The sequence below is a fragment of the Anaerocolumna aminovalerica genome, assembly GCF_900115365.1.
GTDB lineage: Bacteria > Bacillota > Clostridia > Lachnospirales > Lachnospiraceae > Anaerocolumna > Anaerocolumna aminovalerica.
Genome location: NZ_FOWD01000005.1, coordinates 18,993 through 35,746, shown reverse-complemented (window position 1 = coordinate 35,746; position 16,754 = coordinate 18,993). Strand labels below are relative to the sequence as shown.

The window sequence follows — 16,754 nt, the reverse complement described above, 5'->3', positions numbered from 1 at the left end:
TATAGATTTAAGCAATGTTAACGAAAGTATAGTAAGGAGATGCAGATTATGTATGATGTAAAATCAAAAAAGGCTGAGGAATTTATTAGCCATGAAGAGATACTGGAAACTATAGAATATGCAAAAGAAAACAAGAGTAACCGTCCGTTAATTGAAAGCATTATTGAAAAGGCTAAATTAATGAATGGAATTTCCCACCGGGAAGCCGCAGTTTTATTGGAGTGTGATTTAGAAGATGAGATTCAGAAGATTTATACACTTGCTAAGGAAATTAAACTAAGATTCTATGGGAACCGTATTGTTATGTTTGCACCCCTTTACTTATCCAATTATTGTGTGAATGGCTGTGTTTACTGTCCTTATCATTATAAAAATAAGCATATTACAAGAAAGAAACTGACTCAGGATGAGATTCGTGAAGAAGTAATTGCATTACAGGATATGGGACATAAGCGTCTTGCATTAGAAACCGGAGAAGATCCGATAAACAGTCCCATTGAATATGTTTTGGAAAGTATTAAGACCATTTATTCCATCAAACATAAAAATGGAGCCATTCGCCGGGTTAATGTAAATATTGCGGCAACAACAATTGATAATTATAGAAAGCTGAAAGAAGCAGGAATAGGAACTTATATATTATTCCAGGAAACTTATCATAAAGAGAATTATGAAAACCTTCATCCAACAGGGCCAAAGCATAACTACGCTTTCCATACAGAAGCAATGGACCGTGCAATGGAGGGTGGAATTGATGATGTAGGATTAGGTGTATTATTTGGATTAAATATGTACCGTTATGATTTTGTAGGTTTGCTTATGCACGCAGAGCATTTAGAGGCGGCTATGGGAGTAGGCCCTCATACCATAAGTGTTCCAAGAATTCGTCCTGCAGACGACATTAATCCGGAAGACTTTAAAGACGGTATCTCTGATGAAATATTTGAGAAAATTGTAGCAGTACTTCGAATCGCGGTTCCTTATACCGGAATGATCGTTTCAACCCGTGAATCCAAGAAAACAAGAGAAAGGGTATTGGAACTTGGAATCACCCAGATTAGCGGCGGCTCTAAGACCAGCGTAGGTGGATATGCAGAACCGGAATTAGAGGAAGAAAATTCAGCTCAATTTGATGTAGATGATAAGCGTCCTCTGAATCAGGTAGTCAACTGGCTGTTAACCTTAGGTTATATTCCAAGTTTCTGTACAGCATGTTACCGTGAAGGAAGAACAGGAGACCGTTTTATGAGTCTTTTAAAATCCGGACAAATCGTAAATTGCTGTCAGCCAAATGCATTAATGACTTTAAAAGAATATCTGGAAGATTACGCAGACCCGGATACCAAAGTTAAGGGAGAAGGGGTTATTGAAAAAGAGCTAGAACATATCACCAATCAAAAAGTAAAGGACATTGCTAAAGATTATCTTGTACAGGTACATGAAGGAAAGAGGGACTTCCGTTTCTAAAAATATAACTCGAGAAAGGTAGATGCAAGTATGAGTCTAAATGATACACCAAGGGCGAACCGCCTTCATATTGGAATATTTGGAAAGAGAAACAGCGGAAAATCTACATTAATTAATGCCATTACGGGACATAATACGGCATTGGTTTCCGACGTAGCAGGAACAACCACAGATCCGGTGTATAAAACCATGGAGATCTGCGGAATTGGGCCTTGTGTATTGATTGACACCCCAGGATTTGATGATGAAGGCCATTTAGGGCTTATGCGTGTAGAAAAGACCAGACTTGCAATGGAAAAAACGGATATTGCACTTATTGTCTGTTGTGATGAGGACATTAGGGAAGAATTATATTGGATTGATTTATTTAAGAAGAGAAAAACCCCTTTTGTAATCATAATTAATAAAGCTGATCAAATTATCAATGCAGAATATATTGCCCGGATATTTGAGGAATCATGTAAAGAAAGGCCTTTAATCATCAGTGCAAAGAATAAAACTGGGATTGAAAATATCCGGGAAGAAATTATGAGAAAACTTCCTGAGGACTATGATGCTGCCAGTATTACAGGGAATCTTGCTGGAGAAAATGATACCATATTACTGGTCATGCCTCAGGATATTCAGGCACCAAAAGGACGGCTAATACTGCCGCAGGTACAAACATTGAGGGAGTTGCTGGATAAAAAGTGTATTGTTTCAAGCTGTACCACAGATAAATTAGACCAGGCACTGGCTAATTTTGTGAAGCCCCCAAAATTGATCATTACGGATTCCCAAGTGTTTAGAATTGTCTATGATAAAAAGCCAAAAGAAAGCATGCTCACTTCCTTTTCAGTACTATTTGCCAACTACAAAGGAGACATTCACTACTATGCCGAAAGTGCGGCAGCCATTGAACAATTAACTGAGAATTCGAAGGTATTAATTGCAGAAGCCTGTACCCATGCACCTTTGACGGAAGACATAGGAAGAGAAAAGATTCCACATATGCTTAGAAAAAAGGTTGGAGAGGGATTAACTGTTGATATAGTAAGCGGTTCAGATTTCCCGGCGGATCTGTCCCCATATGATTTAATTATCCAGTGTGGTGCCTGTATGTTTAACCGAAAGTATGTATTGAACCGTATTGAACAGGCACAAACCCAAAAAGTTCCTATGACAAACTATGGTGTAGTAATCGCTTATTTAACAGGCATATTAGACAAAATAGAATATTAACATTTTAATACTAAGTGTATAGAACTATTATAATTGAGCATATTATTTAAATTCATAAGTTTTAAAAACAATGTCATTCTAAAATAAAAGGTATAATAGCTTTGCATTTACTTTATAAGGTTTTAAATTATTACCAAAACAGTAATTTTAAAAAATTCTTTTATTGTTGTAAGTTTCATGGTATTATAATTGAGGCACATTGAAATTCATATACATTATGGAGGTATTAAAAAATGACAATTTCTTTGTTTGAATTTCTGGATCAGCTGGCATCTAATTTGCCGTTGTTGATTACAGTTATTCTTACACTTGGTGTTATTCTGGTGAATGGTTGGACAGATGCTCCCAATGCAATTGCAACCTGCGTTTCTACCAGATGCTTAAGACCAGAAAAGGCTATTTTATTAGCTGCTGTTTTCAATTTCTTTGGAGTATTATTTATGACCATTGTTAATGCTACAGTTGCAGAAACCATTTATAATATGGTAGATTTCGGAGGTAATACAAAGGATGCATTAGTTGCACTTTGTGCTGCATTGTTTGCAATTGTTTTATGGGCAACTGCTGCCTGGGCATTTGGTATTCCAACAAGTGAGAGTCATGCACTTATTGCAGGAGTTTCTGGTTCTGCTATTGCTCTTCAAGGCGGCTTAGGTGGTATTAATGGTGGCGAGTGGATCAAAGTAATAATTGGTTTGATCTTTTCCACGGTAGCTGGATTTGCAGCAGGCTATTTTGTTACTAAAATAGTTGAAGTGATATGTAAAGGTATGGATCGCAGAAAGACCAATGAATTTTTCAGCGGTGCACAAATTGCAGGTGCTGCTTCTATGGCATTTATGCATGGAGCACAAGACGGACAAAAGTTCATGGGTGTATTCTTGTTAGGTGTATTTTTAGCAAATGGACAGGGAAACGTTACAAATTTTACAATTCCTGTTTGGCTAATGATCTTATGCTCTGTAGTTATGGCTTTAGGAACTTCCATTGGAGGATATAAGATTATAAAATCAGTTGGAATGGGAATGGTTAAGTTAGAAAAATACCAAGGTTTTGCAGCAGATATTGCAGCTTCTTTCGTATTACTAATATCTTCCGTCAGAGGTATTCCGGTTAGTACAACCCACACAAAAACTACCGCCATCATGGGAGTTGGCGCATCTAAAAGGCTCTCTTCTGTCAACTGGGGAACCGTAAAAGAAATGGTTTTAGCATGGGTACTCACTTTCCCGGGTTGTGGCATTATTGGTTATCTAATGGCACTTTTATTTATGCGGTTATTTTAACGGATTGATATTATAATAATATGAAATTTTGGTAAACATTATGTAAAAGGTTTGTAAAGGAAAACTGAATCGGTTTGATTTCTATATAAGAAAGGATATAAAAAACAATGGCTAAAAATAAAGATTATAATTATTTTAAGAAATTTGTAGAATTAATAGATTACTCCTGTCAGTCCTCTAAAATCTTAGAAGATACCTTAGAGAATTTTAATACAAAAACTATTGAAAATAAACTGGAAGAACTTCACAAAATTGAACATACTGCCGACTTGGCAAAACATGAATTAATGCATCAATTAGCTGTAGAATTTATTGCACCCCTTGAAAGAGAAGATATTGTAAGCCTGTCTCAAAAGATTGATGATATTACCGATACCGTAGAGGACGTATTAATTAAAATTCATATATACAATGTGCAGACTATGAAGTCCGATATATTTCAGTTTACGAAATTAGTTTCCAGATGCTGCCTTGCTCTTAAGACAGCTTTAGAAGAATTCCATAATTATAAGAAATCAACTTCATTAAAAGCAAAACTGATTGAAGTAAATGATTTAGAAGAAGAAGGAGATCGTTTATACTACAAGACCGTTGCCAGACTTTACCGTGAATCTAAAGATCCGGTGGAATTATTAGTTTGGACTGAGATTTATGATCACCTGGAAAAATGCTGTGACGCATGTGAAGAAGTGTCCGATGTAATCGAGTCGGTTATCATGAAGAATTCCTAATAACAATATCTTGAGCTTAAGTTCAGTCATTCTGAATTATAAGCTCATATTTTTTTACCTAATAGTAAGTTTTTACACATTTATGGTATAATCATATTATATTGGTTATCCTAAAAGGGACAAAAGAGAGGACGTAAATTCGGATCTAAGGAGGTATATTTATGAATCAAAACTTAAAAGAGAAAGCACAAAAGCAATTTCAACTACAGGGGAAAACCTATCATTACTATAGTCTGGCTGTTTTGAAAGAGGAAGGCTATGACATCAATCATTTGCCATACTCAATAAAAATTTTGTTAGAATCCCTCTTAAGACAATGTGATGGATTTGGAGTTCGGGAAGAGCACATACGTAATCTGGCAGATTGGGCAAGGGAACATAAGAAACAAGGGGAAATCCCTTTTAAACCATCACGGGTTATCTTACAAGACTTTACTGGTGTTCCCGCAGTTGTAGATTTGGCCTCTATGCGGGATGCCATGGCAAGTATAGGCGGTTCTAAGGATTTGATTCATAAAATTAATCCGGAAGTTCCGGTAGATTTAGTAATTGATCATTCTGTTCAAGTAGATTGCTATGGTACAAGAGAGTCTCTTAATGAAAATATGAAATTAGAATTTGAACGTAATAAAGAAAGATACGAATTCTTAAACTGGGCAAAGAAAGTATTTAATAATTTCAGTGTAGTTCCTCCTGCTACAGGAATTATCCATCAGGTCAATTTGGAGTTTCTGGCTAAAGTAGTCAGTACTAAAATAGAGGATGATAAAACTGTGGTATTTCCAGATACCTTGGTTGGAACGGATTCCCATACTACAATGATTAATGGTCTTGGAGTACTTGGATGGGGTGTTGGTGGAATCGAAGCAGAAGCAGGAATGTTAGGGCAGCCTTCTTATTTTCCTGTTCCGGAAGTTATTGGAGTTCGTTTGACAGGAAATTTACCGGCAGGTGCAACAGCTACAGATCTTGCCCTATACATGACTAAGATATTGCGTGAGAAAGGCGTAGTCAGTAAATTTGTGGAGTACTTTGGAGAAGGAGTAAGTAACCTTCCTTTGGCAGACCGGGCAACCGTTGCCAACATGGCTCCTGAGTACGGTGCTACCTGCGGATATTTTCCGGTGGACGAAGAAACCTTGGCTTATCTTAAACTAACAGGACGAGAAGAAGAACATATTACATTAGTAAGAAGATATTTACAGGAAAATGGAATGTTCTTTGAGGAAAAAGAGGAACCCATCTATACAGAGGTAATAGAGGTAGACTTATCAAAGATTGAACCGTCACTGGCAGGGCCAAAACGTCCTCAGGATAGAATACTTCTAAACCATATGAAGGAAGAATTTCACAAGTCTGTTACTGCACCTTTGGGGAATAAAGGACATGGACTAAGTGATGAGGAATTTAATAAAAAACCGGAAGTTGTATTAAAAGATGGAAGAAAGAGTACTATGGAAACCGGAAGTATTGTTATTGCTTCTATTACTTCCTGTACAAATACCTCTAACCCATATGTATTGCTGGGAGCCGGGCTCCTTGCTAAGAAGGCAGTGGAGAAAGGTCTTTCTGTACCTGCTCACGTAAAAACCTCTTTAGCGCCGGGTTCTAAGGTTGTAACCGATTATTTGGAGGAAGCAGGTTTACAGAAATATTTAGACAGGCTTGGATTTTATACCGTTGGTTATGGCTGTGCCACCTGCATCGGCAACTCAGGACCTTTATTGCCGGAAATTGATGATGTGATTATTAAGAATGATTTATTAGTAGCTTCTGTATTGTCCGGAAACCGTAACTTTGAAGGGCGTATTCACCAACTGGTAAAAGCAAACTATTTGGCTTCACCTATATTGGTGGTGGCTTATGCCTTAGCTGGAACCGTTAATATAGATCTTCAAAAAGAACCTTTAGGCAAAGACCAAGATGATAATCCTGTATTCTTAAAAGATATTTGGCCGGAAGAAACAGAAATTCAAAAAGTATTGATCCAATGTGTAAAACCGGAATTATTCAGCAAAGAGTATGAGACAGTTTATGAGAATAATGAAGTATGGAATCATATGAAAGCAGGAGATAGTCCATTATATAAGTTTGATGAGAATTCAACCTATATTCAAAATCCCGATTATTTCACCAATCTATCCAAAGAGCCGGGTGCTTTAAAACCACTTATAAATATGAGGGTATTGGGAAAATTTGGTGACTCCATTACGACAGACCATATATCTCCCGCCGGTGCTATCGGTAAGAATACTCCTGCTGCAAAATATTTACTGGAACATGGGGTAGAACAGGAAGACTTTAACACTTACGGGGCAAGAAGGGGCAATCATGAAGTAATGATGCGAGGAACCTTTGCTAATATCCGTATACGCAATCAACTGGCTCCTGGTACAGAAGGAAGTTTTACCACCTATTGGCCAACCAATGAGATAATGTCTATCTATGATGCAGCTATGAAATATAAAAAGGAAAACATAGGATTAGTGATTCTTGCAGGAAAAGATTACGGTATGGGCTCTTCCAGAGACTGGGCAGCCAAAGGGCCAAGCCTTCTGGGAGTAAAAACCGTTATAGCAGAAAGTTATGAGCGTATTCACCGCTCTAATCTGGTTATGATGGGAATCCTGCCCCTGCAGTTCTTACCCGGTGAATCAGCTGACAGCTTAGGATTAACAGGGGAAGAAACAATCTCTGTAACAATTGATGAAAATGTAAAACCACATGATAAAATAATGGTAGAAGCAATGGGAACCCATGAGCATAAGAAAAGCTTTTCTGCTATTTTGCGGTTTGATTCTGAAGTGGAAAAGGAATATTACCGGCATGGTGGAATCCTGCAGATGGTATTAAGAGAAAAATTAAAAACATCTTAATTTCTTCACCAGACAGATTGGTAACAAGATGCTATATGAATGACAGTTTTTATTTTGCAGCTTTCTCTTTTTATGATTGAATTTCCATTACTCAAATTAGATAGAATCATAATATTAAAAAAGTGTGATTTGAATCATAGTTTAGAGAACAATATATTGTTATATTATTGTCATAAAGATTGGAGGTAATAAAGATGGGAAAGAGAATAACAGACAAAGTAACCTGGGTTGGTAAAGTAGATTGGGAGTTAAAAAATTTTCATGGACAGGAACTTTCTACAAAAAAAGGTTCATCATATAATTCGTATTTAATCAGAGATAAAAAGACAGTATTAATTGATACGGTATGGCAGCCATATGATAAGGAGTTTGTATCAAGATTAAAGAAAGAGATTGATTTAAAAGAAATTGATTATATCGTCGCAAATCATGGAGAAATTGATCATAGCGGTGCACTTCCGGAACTTATGAGAGAAATTCCAAACACACCAATTTATTGTACTGCCAATGGTGCCAAGATTCTAAAAGGCCATTATCATGAAGACTGGAATTTTGTAACGGTTAAAACCGGTGATTCCCTTGATATTGGTGAAAGTAAGCTGGTATTTGTGGAAGCTCCTATGCTTCACTGGCCGGACAGTATGTTTACGTATATGACCGGTGAAAATATACTTTTTAGTAACGATGCATTTGGACAGCACTATGCCACAGAAACCATGTATAATGACCGGGTTGATAAGGAAGAACTTTATGCGGAAGCATTAAAATATTATGCTAATATTCTTACTCCATTCAGTTCATTGGTAATAAAGAAGATAAAAGAAGTTTTAGCCCTTAATTTACCGGTGGATTACATTTGCACCAGCCACGGAGTTATATGGAAAGAGAACCCTGCTCAAATCATTGAACATTATTTAAAATGGGCAGACAATTATCAGGAAAATCAGATTACATTAATCTACGATACTATGTGGAACTCTACCAGAAAAATGGCGGAAGCCATTGCAGAAGGCATACAAGAAGCTGATCCTGCAGTTACCGTTAAATTATTTAACTCTGCTATAGAAGATAAAAATGATATTTTATCTGAGGTGTTTAAATCCAAAGCAATCCTTATAGGCTCACCGGAAATAAACGGTGGATATTTACATTCCATTGGCGGACTTCTGGAGATGATAAAGGGGCTGAAATTTAAGGAAAAAAGTGCAGCTGCCTTCGGAAGTTATGGCTGGAGCGGAAAAGCTGTAAAGTTATTAACGGAAGAATTAGATAAATGCGGATTTAAGATAGTAAACGATGGACATAAATCCCTGTGGGTACCTGATAATGCTGAAATAGAAGTACTAAAGGAATACGGGAAGGACTTTGTAAAGGCTATACAATAACACCTGTTCACAATAGGCTAAGATTCATTTACCGGTAAATTTTATATATAGTAATTGATCAAAGAAGAATTGAAATATAATATACTCTTCGTAAACTGTCACTTTGCTTTACAAAGTGACAGTTTTTAAGCTATAATTTAAAAAAAGGAGGCGAAAATATGAACACCATAAGTAAAAACTGCACACATTGCCAAAATCGACTGTGCATACATAAAGTACCTATTTTTTCATCGCTTACTCATGAAGATATCATGAAAGTAGAAACATTAATTCACCATAGAGAATACCGCAAGGGAGATTGTATCTATAAAGAAGGTGATAAATTAGACTCTATTGTTATTATTAATGAAGGAAGTGCAAAAGCATTAAAATATACAGCAGACGGAAGAGAACAAATCTTATATGTGTTCTCAGAAGGAGATTTTTTCGGAGAGCAATATTTACTTCGTGATCAAATCGCAACCTTTACAGTAGAAGCGTTAGAAAAAGTTAAGGTTTGTATGTTTTCAAAAGAGAACTTTACACAGCTGATTCTCAATTATCCTAATATAGCCATGCAAATTATCGAAGAATTAGGGGAAAGAGTAACCCAGCTTCTAAATACCATTCAAAATATTGGTGCAAAGAGTGTGGATGCCCGTGTCAGTTCTTTATTGCTGGATTTCTCTAAAAAGTACGGTAAGAAAGTTCCAGAAGGAATTCTCATTCGTTTGCCTCTTAGCCGTGAAGGAATGGCTAATTATCTGGGACTTGCAAGAGAAACTGTCAGCCGTAAGCTTGGGCAGTTTGAAAGTGAAGGATATATTCAATCGGTAAGTAATAAATCTATATTGCTGAAAGAGGAAGATGTAATAAAGGAAATAGCGGGAGATATCTAAATTACCAGAAGAGTAAATTAAATAAAATAATAAAATCAATAATATTAATAAAGAATAGTGAAATAGAAGGAATGACCGGTTATAGAGATGAACATCGAAATATAGCCGGCTATTTTTCTTTTGTCAGCACATAAAAATAAAGCCTCTGAAATGTTATGAATGAAATAATTATTAATTTTAATATCTTTATAAATATGATTAGAATCACAGAAATCCATCTGTTTTCAGGTTATACTTAGGTCAGAAATTAATAAAGACGCTGTAAAAACAGCTATAACTCAAAAGGAGGATTCTTATGAATATAAAAGATAGAAATAACACAATTGGAGCAGTAGTAGCTGAGTTACCAAAGGCAACGGAAATTTTTAAAGAATATGGAATTGATTACTGCTGTGGAGGACATCGTTTGCTTGCTGATGTGTTAAAAGAACAAAATATATACGAAGATGAAGTATATGATAAATTACAGCAGGCAGAAGAAGAACGGAGGAATCTTTATTCCGGTGAAGGAAATAATTTTAAAGAAATGAGCCCGGAAGTATTATCCGCTTATATTGAAGATACCCACCACAGTTATCTTCGTAAGGCATTACCGGAAATAGCAGAGCTCCTTAGTATTGTTTTAAGAGCACATGGCAAAAATCATAAGGAACTATTCGATGTTTATCGTTTATTCGGTCAATTAAAAGCAGATCTTGAACAGCATTTACTAAAAGAAGAAACTTTGGTCTTCCCTATTGTAGGAGAGGCAGAGGAGAATTTAAAGGAAATAAAAGATCTTACTCATGAAATTATTACGGAGCATGAAGCTGCCGGAGAAGTCCTTAGAGAACTTAGAAGTATAACGAAAGATTATCAATTACCGGAAGACGCTTGTAAAACCTTTGAGAAAGCATATGAAAAGCTGGAAGAATTGGAACAGGATTTACATCAGCACATCCATTTGGAAAATAATATCTTATTGATTCAATATTCTGACAGATAATTAGATATACTAACCTAGAAAGGCTTGGTGCTTATGGGTGAAAAAGTAATTGATCTAAATAAAACAGTTTATGAATTGTGTAATAATAATTATGAGATATCTGATATTTTAAAAGAACTTGGGTTCAAGGACATAACTAACCCGGGAATGTTAAACACTGCAGGCCGGTTTATGACCATACCAAAAGGTTCTGTTATGAAAAAGATTCCTATGGAAACCATTAAGGAAAGTTTTATAAATCATGGATATGAAATAAAAGAATAGGAGGATTGCCTATGAGCGAAAGTATTAATAACAGAGAATACCGGAAAAATGTAATTAAAGAGGTTATTAAGCAATTACATGAAGGAAAAACTGTTGAAGAAGTAAAACAGCAATTTGAAGAAGCATTTTCAGGAGTGTCTGCTTCTGAAATATCCGAAGCAGAAGGTGCTTTAATTGCGGAAGGGCTGCCGGTTACAGAGGTCCAAAGATTATGTGATGTTCATGCAGCAGTATTTAAAGGCTCTATTGAAGAAATTCATCAGCCCACAGACCAGAAGCAGATACCGGGACATCCTGCCAATACTCTGATCCGGGAGAACAGAGTCATTGAAAAAATTCTTGAAAAAGAAATAAAACCATATTATCATGATTTAAAGGATAAAAATTTAAAAGAATTAATCAAAGGTATTGAAAGTTTATCAAAGATTAACCTTCATTATCAAAGAAAAGAAAACTTATTCTTTCCTTTCTTAGAAAAGTACGGAATTACCGCCCCTCCAAAAGTTATGTGGGGAGTGGATGATGAGATTCGCGAACAGATTAAAGAAATAAAAGGTTTATTGGTGGAAACACCAGATGATACCAATGTTATAAAAGATAAGATAAATACACTAATTGATAAAATAAATGAGATGATTTTTAAAGAAGAAAATATTCTTCTTCCAATGCTTCTTGAAAAGTTAACCCAGGATGAATGGAAATCCATAGCAAAGGATGGAGATGAAATCGAATATCTAGTAGATAAAGTACCTATATGGAATCCTGCAAAAGAAGCTAAAGAAGAAATAAAGGAAGAGGCCAAAGAACCGGGAGCAATTAACTTGCCCTCAGGAGTTCTAAAGGTAGAAGAATTAACATGTATGTTAAATACACTTCCTTTTGACATAACCTTTGTGGATAAAAATGATGTGGTAAAATACTTTTCACAAAGTTCAGAGAGAATATTCCCCCGTACAAAGGCAATCATCGGACGAAATGTCTCCAACTGTCATCCCCCTTCAAGTGTTCATATTGTTGAGAAAATCGTGGAAGATTTTAAGTCAGGTAAGAAAAACCATGAAGATTTCTGGATTAATGCAGGGGAGAAATATATATACATCCGCTATTTTGCAGTGCGCAGTCCGGAAGGAGAATATCTGGGAGTGTTGGAAGTAACACAAGATATAAAACCAATACAGGAGATAACCGGAGAGAAAAGATTATTATCTGAATAAAGGTTATGGAGTAAATAGGAAAAGGTTTAAAGAAATTAAGTATACTAAACTGCAAGAAAAATCACAACTGCAAGAGATATTATATGCAATGGGGGTAAGTATGAAAAATACCATTTTATTAATAATAGGGCTGATTTCAGTTATACTTGGAGCAATCGGTGTATTCGTTCCTGTTTTACCTACCACACCTTTCGTGCTGTTAGCCGGCGGCTGTTTTTCCATAAGCAGCCCCAGGCTTTCGGCATGGCTAAAGAAAAGTAAATTCTTTGGTAGTTACATAGAAAACTACGAGAATAATACTGGTATTCCGAAAGAGGTTAAAATAAAAGCTATAATAACTCTGTGGGCAGGAATTATTCTGTCTATGTTTTTAATTCAAAATATAATATTAAACAGTATTTTATTGATCATTGCTGTTTGCGTATCCATTTATTTGGGCAGAATGAAAACCAAATAGATAATTGTATAAAATAAGAAACATATATAAACCCCAAAAGCTAACCATTGCTAAGAAACATTCTATGCAAGGTTAGCTTTTTACATATTTTTATATTTGTAAAAAAGAAAAGACATTTATATGAATGTGTGGTAAAATAAGCTAGAATGCTAGTACAATGTGAGTACAATGTTATTACAATATATACAATAAAGTAAGAACAACACAGGAGGCTATTATGAAAGGAATTATTCTGGCAGGTGGTTCCGGCACAAGACTTTATCCGATTACCAAAGCAGTGTCAAAACAAATACTGCCAATTTATGATAAACCAATGATATACTATCCATTATCCGTATTAATGCTAGCGGGTATCAGAGAGGTGTTGATAATCTCCACTCCAAGAGATTTGCCGGTTTTTGAACAATTATTGGGAGACGGCGGCAATATTGGCATGTCATTTTCCTATGCTGTGCAAAATGAGCCAAGAGGTCTTGCAGAAGCATTTATTATTGGGGAACAATTTATTGGAAATGACAGGGTGGCATTAATTCTGGGAGATAATATATTCTATGGACGAAGTTTTACTGCTACTTTGGAAAGAGCAGTTGCAAGAGAAACAGGTGCGACTATATTCGGATATTACGTAAGAGATCCGAGAGCGTACGGTGTGGTAGAGTTTGATAAAGAGGGTAAAGCAATATCCATTGAAGAAAAGCCAAAGAATCCCAAGTCCAATTTTGCAGTTCCCGGTCTTTATTTTTATGATAATCGAGTTATTGGGATTGCAAAAGATGTGAAACCGTCTGCAAGAGGTGAAATTGAAATAACCACTGTGAATAACGCTTATTTAGAATCAGGTGATTTAAAGGTGGAGACTTTGGGACGCGGTATGGCTTGGCTGGATACAGGTAATCATGATTCCTTATTGGATGCAGCTAATTATGTAGCTTCCATTCAGAAAAGACAGGGACTGTATATTTCCTGTATTGAAGAAATTGCATATAAGAAAGGCTATATCAGCAAGGAGCAATTGCTTAAGTTGGCAGAGCCACTTTTACAAACAGATTATGGTAAATATTTAGTTGATGTATCCAAAGGCTTATAGCTTGGATAAATCACATCATAGAAGAAATGGATTTATAGGAGATATAAAATGGGACAATTTAATTTTATTAAACTGGATATAGAAGGGCTGTATGTAATAGAACCGAAATGTATTGGGGACAATCGGGGTTACTTTATGGAAACCTATAATTATGAGGATTTTAAGAATGCAGGGCTTTCTCAGGTGTTTGTACAGGATAATCAGTCGTTATCTAAAAAAGGCGTTCTTAGGGGACTGCATTATCAAATAAAGCATCCGCAGGGTAAATTGGTTCGCGTGCTAAAAGGTGAAGTATTTGATGTGGTAGTAGATATTAGACCCGGTTCGAAAACCTTTGGGAAGTGGCACGGCGAATATTTATCTGAGGAAAACAAAAGACAATTCTACGTTCCGGAAGGCTTTGCACATGGCTTTTTGGTACTGTCGGAAGAAGCTGAATTCGCCTACAAATGTACAGATTTTTATCACCCGGAGGATGAGGGAGGTATTATCTGGAATGATAAAGACTTAAATATAGACTGGCCTATAAAGGATATGGATATCATAATATCAGAGAAGGACTTAAGACAAAAAAACTTTAGGGAGATCATATAAGGAGATAGTTACAATGAAGAAAAGTATTTTAATAACCGGTGCCAACGGACAGTTAGGACGGGCACTGAATTCCGTATTAAAAGAACAGTTAGATTCAGACACTATAATCCTTAACACCAGCAGTAGAGAGCCCACAGCTTATTGTCCCGTACTTCTGGATATCACCAATCCACTAGCAGTTACCAATATAGTACAAGATTTAAACCCGGATATTATCGTGAATTGTGCTGCTCATACAGCAGTAGATTTATGCGAAAGCGAGAAGGAAAAGGCATATGAAATGAATGCTTTAGGGCCAAAGAATCTGGCTGTTGCTGCTCATGCCATTGATGCAAAATTCATCCATATCTCAACAGATTATGTATTTAATGGCGAAAAGAAGACTCCATATACAGAAGAAGATGAGACCAATCCCCAAACGGTGTATGGCCAAACTAAATTAGAGGGGGAAAGGTTGGTACAAAATCACTGCGAAAAGTTCTTCATTATACGTACTGCCTGGTTATATGGTGAAGGAAAGAACTTTGTAAATACCATGCTTCGATTGGCAGAGGATAAAGTGGAAGTTGGTGTAGTGAGAGACCAGTTCGGAACTCCAACCAGTGCACAGGAATTAGCCAAAGCCATAGTATTCTTAATGAACACAGAAAATTATGGGCTTTATCATGGAACTTGTGAAGGTATTGCAACCTGGTATGAATTTGCTACAGAGATATACCGGTTAGCAGGTAAAGCAGTGAAAGTAAAATCCCTTACCACGGAAGAATATCCAACACCGGCAAAAAGGCCAAAGTACTCAGTTCTTGAGAATAAAAAATTAAAGGAACTGGATTACTACATGAAACCCTGGAAGGATGCTTTACAAGAGTACATGAAAGATAAGATATAATAGAAAGGAAGGGAAAGTTTACAAGCTTGTAACCTTTGACCTTTTGGATAAAGAATAAAACAACAGGAGGACAATTGTGAAAACATATTTAGTAACCGGAGGCTCCGGGTTTATAGGTTCCAACTACATTCATTACATGTTTGAAAAATATCAGAATAACATTCACATTATAAATGTGGATTGCCTTACCTATGCAGGAAATCCTGAAAATCTGACTGCTATAGAGAACAGATCTAATTATACATTTATAAAAGAAGACATTTGTAACAAAGATGCTATTCATGAAATCTTTCAAAAGTATGATATTGACAGAGTTGTTCATTTTGCGGCTGAAAGCCACGTAGACCGCAGCATACGTAATCCACAGGTATTTGTTAGTACCAATGTAATGGGCACTTTAAATCTTTTAGATGCAGCTAAATGTGCCTGGGAAACAGAAGAGGGATATAAGGAAGATAAAAAATATCTTCAGGTTTCCACAGATGAAGTATATGGTTCTCTGGATGATGAAGGCGGGTATTTTTATGAGACAACACCACTAGATCCCCACAGTCCTTATTCCGCAAGCAAAGCATCTGCAGATATGCTGGTAAAGTCTTACATAGACACATTCCATTTTCCTGCTAATATAACGAGATGCAGTAACAATTATGGGGCTTATCAATTTCCTGAAAAATTAATTCCTTTAATAATTAACAATGCATTGCTTGGAAAGAAACTTCCTGTCTATGGTGACGGTAAAAATGTAAGGGATTGGTTATATGTGAAAGACCATGCTAAGGCAATTGATATGGTAATGGAACAAGGAAAACCAGGTGAAGTCTATAATGTAGGCGGACATAATGAAAAGCAGAATATTGAGATTGTTCATTTGATTATTCAAACATTGTCTGAACTTTTACCGGAGAATGATTCCCGTAGGGAACATCTGAATCAGAATCTGATTCAGTATGTAGAAGACCGTAAAGGCCATGACAGACGATATGCCATTGCTCCTGACAAAATAAAAGCTGAAATTGGCTGGGAACCGGAAACAATGTTTGCAGAAGGTATCCGCTTAACTATACAATGGTATCTTGAGAATCAAGAATGGATGGCTCATGTAACAAGCGGAGATTATCAAAAGTACTATGCAGAAATGTATAAGTAGCTAAAAATCCCAAATAAATGTATGCAGGTAATAATTTTATAAACGAAAATATGGCGAAGAATTTTGAATAAATGATTCTTCGCCATTTTTATGTTTTCATGTTCTTGAAGAGGTTGACACATAATTATACAAACACAGTATTTATGCAATACTAGCGCCAAAAAATTAAAATACCAAAAATAACTTGATTTTTTACAAAAAGGTGTTATAATTATTACATAATTATTAAATAATTATTACTTGATTTAAATATTTTATCCTAAATTATTA

Annotated in this window: 15 protein-coding genes; all 15 read left to right on the top strand. The window is 35.9% G+C overall.

Annotation, left to right across the window (positions count from 1 at the left end):
• The first annotated feature begins 48 nt into the window (after positions 1-48).
• The 15 genes from hydG to rfbB all read left to right on the top strand — a co-directional run bounded on the left by hydG (position 49) and on the right by rfbB (position 16,484).
• Complete coding sequence (gene hydG, locus BM183_RS04265) at positions 49-1,467, top strand: [FeFe] hydrogenase H-cluster radical SAM maturase HydG (RefSeq protein WP_091684675.1); 1,419 nt, start codon at positions 49-51, stop codon at positions 1,465-1,467.
• 30 nt (positions 1,468-1,497) lie between these two features.
• Positions 1,498-2,688, top strand: a complete 1,191-nt coding sequence (gene hydF / locus BM183_RS04260; RefSeq protein WP_091684673.1) for a [FeFe] hydrogenase H-cluster maturation GTPase HydF — start codon at positions 1,498-1,500, stop codon at positions 2,686-2,688.
• 233 nt (positions 2,689-2,921) lie between these two features.
• Positions 2,922-3,974 carry an inorganic phosphate transporter gene (locus tag BM183_RS04255; protein WP_091684672.1) on the top strand — a complete coding sequence of 351 codons (1,053 nt, stop codon included), beginning with the start codon at positions 2,922-2,924 and terminating at the stop codon, positions 3,972-3,974.
• A 107-nt stretch (positions 3,975-4,081) separates the two neighbouring features.
• Positions 4,082-4,705 (top strand): DUF47 domain-containing protein, encoded by a 624-nt coding sequence (locus tag BM183_RS04250; protein WP_091684670.1) that lies wholly within the window; start codon positions 4,082-4,084, stop codon positions 4,703-4,705.
• Positions 4,706-4,866: 161 nt separating this feature from the next.
• Positions 4,867-7,581: an aconitate hydratase AcnA gene (acnA, locus tag BM183_RS04245; RefSeq protein WP_091684668.1), complete on the top strand. Its 2,715-nt coding sequence runs from the start codon at positions 4,867-4,869 to the stop codon at positions 7,579-7,581.
• Between the two features lie 194 nt (positions 7,582-7,775).
• Positions 7,776-8,966 (top strand): anaerobic nitric oxide reductase flavorubredoxin, encoded by a 1,191-nt coding sequence (locus tag BM183_RS04240; protein ID WP_091684666.1) that lies wholly within the window; start codon positions 7,776-7,778, stop codon positions 8,964-8,966.
• A gap of 158 nt (positions 8,967-9,124) precedes the next feature.
• Positions 9,125-9,844 (top strand): Crp/Fnr family transcriptional regulator, encoded by a 720-nt coding sequence (locus BM183_RS04235; protein WP_091684665.1) that lies wholly within the window; start codon positions 9,125-9,127, stop codon positions 9,842-9,844.
• 295 nt (positions 9,845-10,139) lie between these two features.
• Positions 10,140-10,829, top strand: coding sequence for an iron-sulfur cluster repair di-iron protein (gene ric, locus BM183_RS04230; protein WP_091684663.1), 690 nt, complete (start codon positions 10,140-10,142; stop codon positions 10,827-10,829).
• Positions 10,830-10,862: 33 nt separating this feature from the next.
• Positions 10,863-11,093, top strand: a complete 231-nt coding sequence (locus tag BM183_RS04225; protein WP_091684662.1) for a DUF1858 domain-containing protein — start codon at positions 10,863-10,865, stop codon at positions 11,091-11,093.
• A gap of 11 nt (positions 11,094-11,104) precedes the next feature.
• A complete protein-coding gene (locus tag BM183_RS04220; protein WP_091684660.1) occupies positions 11,105-12,307 on the top strand; it encodes a DUF438 domain-containing protein in 1,203 nt (400 codons plus the stop codon).
• A gap of 100 nt (positions 12,308-12,407) precedes the next feature.
• The gene (locus tag BM183_RS04215) at positions 12,408-12,764 is read left to right on the top strand and encodes a YbaN family protein (RefSeq protein WP_207650128.1); all 357 of its coding nucleotides are present in this window, start codon (positions 12,408-12,410) and stop codon (positions 12,762-12,764) included.
• A gap of 217 nt (positions 12,765-12,981) precedes the next feature.
• Positions 12,982-13,851 carry a glucose-1-phosphate thymidylyltransferase RfbA gene (gene rfbA, locus BM183_RS04210; RefSeq protein ID WP_091684656.1) on the top strand — a complete coding sequence of 290 codons (870 nt, stop codon included), beginning with the start codon at positions 12,982-12,984 and terminating at the stop codon, positions 13,849-13,851.
• Between the two features lie 48 nt (positions 13,852-13,899).
• Positions 13,900-14,445 (top strand): dTDP-4-dehydrorhamnose 3,5-epimerase, encoded by a 546-nt coding sequence (gene rfbC, locus BM183_RS04205; RefSeq protein ID WP_091684654.1) that lies wholly within the window; start codon positions 13,900-13,902, stop codon positions 14,443-14,445.
• Between the two features lie 13 nt (positions 14,446-14,458).
• Positions 14,459-15,334 (top strand): dTDP-4-dehydrorhamnose reductase, encoded by an 876-nt coding sequence (gene rfbD / locus BM183_RS04200; RefSeq protein ID WP_091684652.1) that lies wholly within the window; start codon positions 14,459-14,461, stop codon positions 15,332-15,334.
• 76 nt (positions 15,335-15,410) lie between these two features.
• Complete coding sequence (gene rfbB, locus BM183_RS04195; RefSeq protein WP_091684650.1) at positions 15,411-16,484, top strand: dTDP-glucose 4,6-dehydratase; 1,074 nt, start codon at positions 15,411-15,413, stop codon at positions 16,482-16,484.
• Positions 16,485-16,754: the final 270 nt, after the last annotated feature.

What these genes read in the sequence shown, in the direction of transcription:
- hydG (WP_091684675.1), top strand. Translation starts at nt 49, where the DNA reads ATGTATGATGTAAAATCAAAAAAGGCTGAGGAATTTATTAGCCATGAA.
- hydF (WP_091684673.1), top strand. Translation starts at nt 1,498, where the DNA reads ATGAGTCTAAATGATACACCAAGGGCGAACCGCCTTCATATTGGAATA.
- BM183_RS04255 (WP_091684672.1), top strand. Translation starts at nt 2,922, where the DNA reads ATGACAATTTCTTTGTTTGAATTTCTGGATCAGCTGGCATCTAATTTG.
- BM183_RS04250 (WP_091684670.1), top strand. Translation starts at nt 4,082, where the DNA reads ATGGCTAAAAATAAAGATTATAATTATTTTAAGAAATTTGTAGAATTA.
- acnA (WP_091684668.1), top strand. Translation starts at nt 4,867, where the DNA reads ATGAATCAAAACTTAAAAGAGAAAGCACAAAAGCAATTTCAACTACAG.
- BM183_RS04240 (WP_091684666.1), top strand. Translation starts at nt 7,776, where the DNA reads ATGGGAAAGAGAATAACAGACAAAGTAACCTGGGTTGGTAAAGTAGAT.
- BM183_RS04235 (WP_091684665.1), top strand. Translation starts at nt 9,125, where the DNA reads ATGAACACCATAAGTAAAAACTGCACACATTGCCAAAATCGACTGTGC.
- ric (WP_091684663.1), top strand. Translation starts at nt 10,140, where the DNA reads ATGAATATAAAAGATAGAAATAACACAATTGGAGCAGTAGTAGCTGAG.
- BM183_RS04225 (WP_091684662.1), top strand. Translation starts at nt 10,863, where the DNA reads ATGGGTGAAAAAGTAATTGATCTAAATAAAACAGTTTATGAATTGTGT.
- BM183_RS04220 (WP_091684660.1), top strand. Translation starts at nt 11,105, where the DNA reads ATGAGCGAAAGTATTAATAACAGAGAATACCGGAAAAATGTAATTAAA.
- BM183_RS04215 (WP_207650128.1), top strand. Translation starts at nt 12,408, where the DNA reads ATGAAAAATACCATTTTATTAATAATAGGGCTGATTTCAGTTATACTT.
- rfbA (WP_091684656.1), top strand. Translation starts at nt 12,982, where the DNA reads ATGAAAGGAATTATTCTGGCAGGTGGTTCCGGCACAAGACTTTATCCG.
- rfbC (WP_091684654.1), top strand. Translation starts at nt 13,900, where the DNA reads ATGGGACAATTTAATTTTATTAAACTGGATATAGAAGGGCTGTATGTA.
- rfbD (WP_091684652.1), top strand. Translation starts at nt 14,459, where the DNA reads ATGAAGAAAAGTATTTTAATAACCGGTGCCAACGGACAGTTAGGACGG.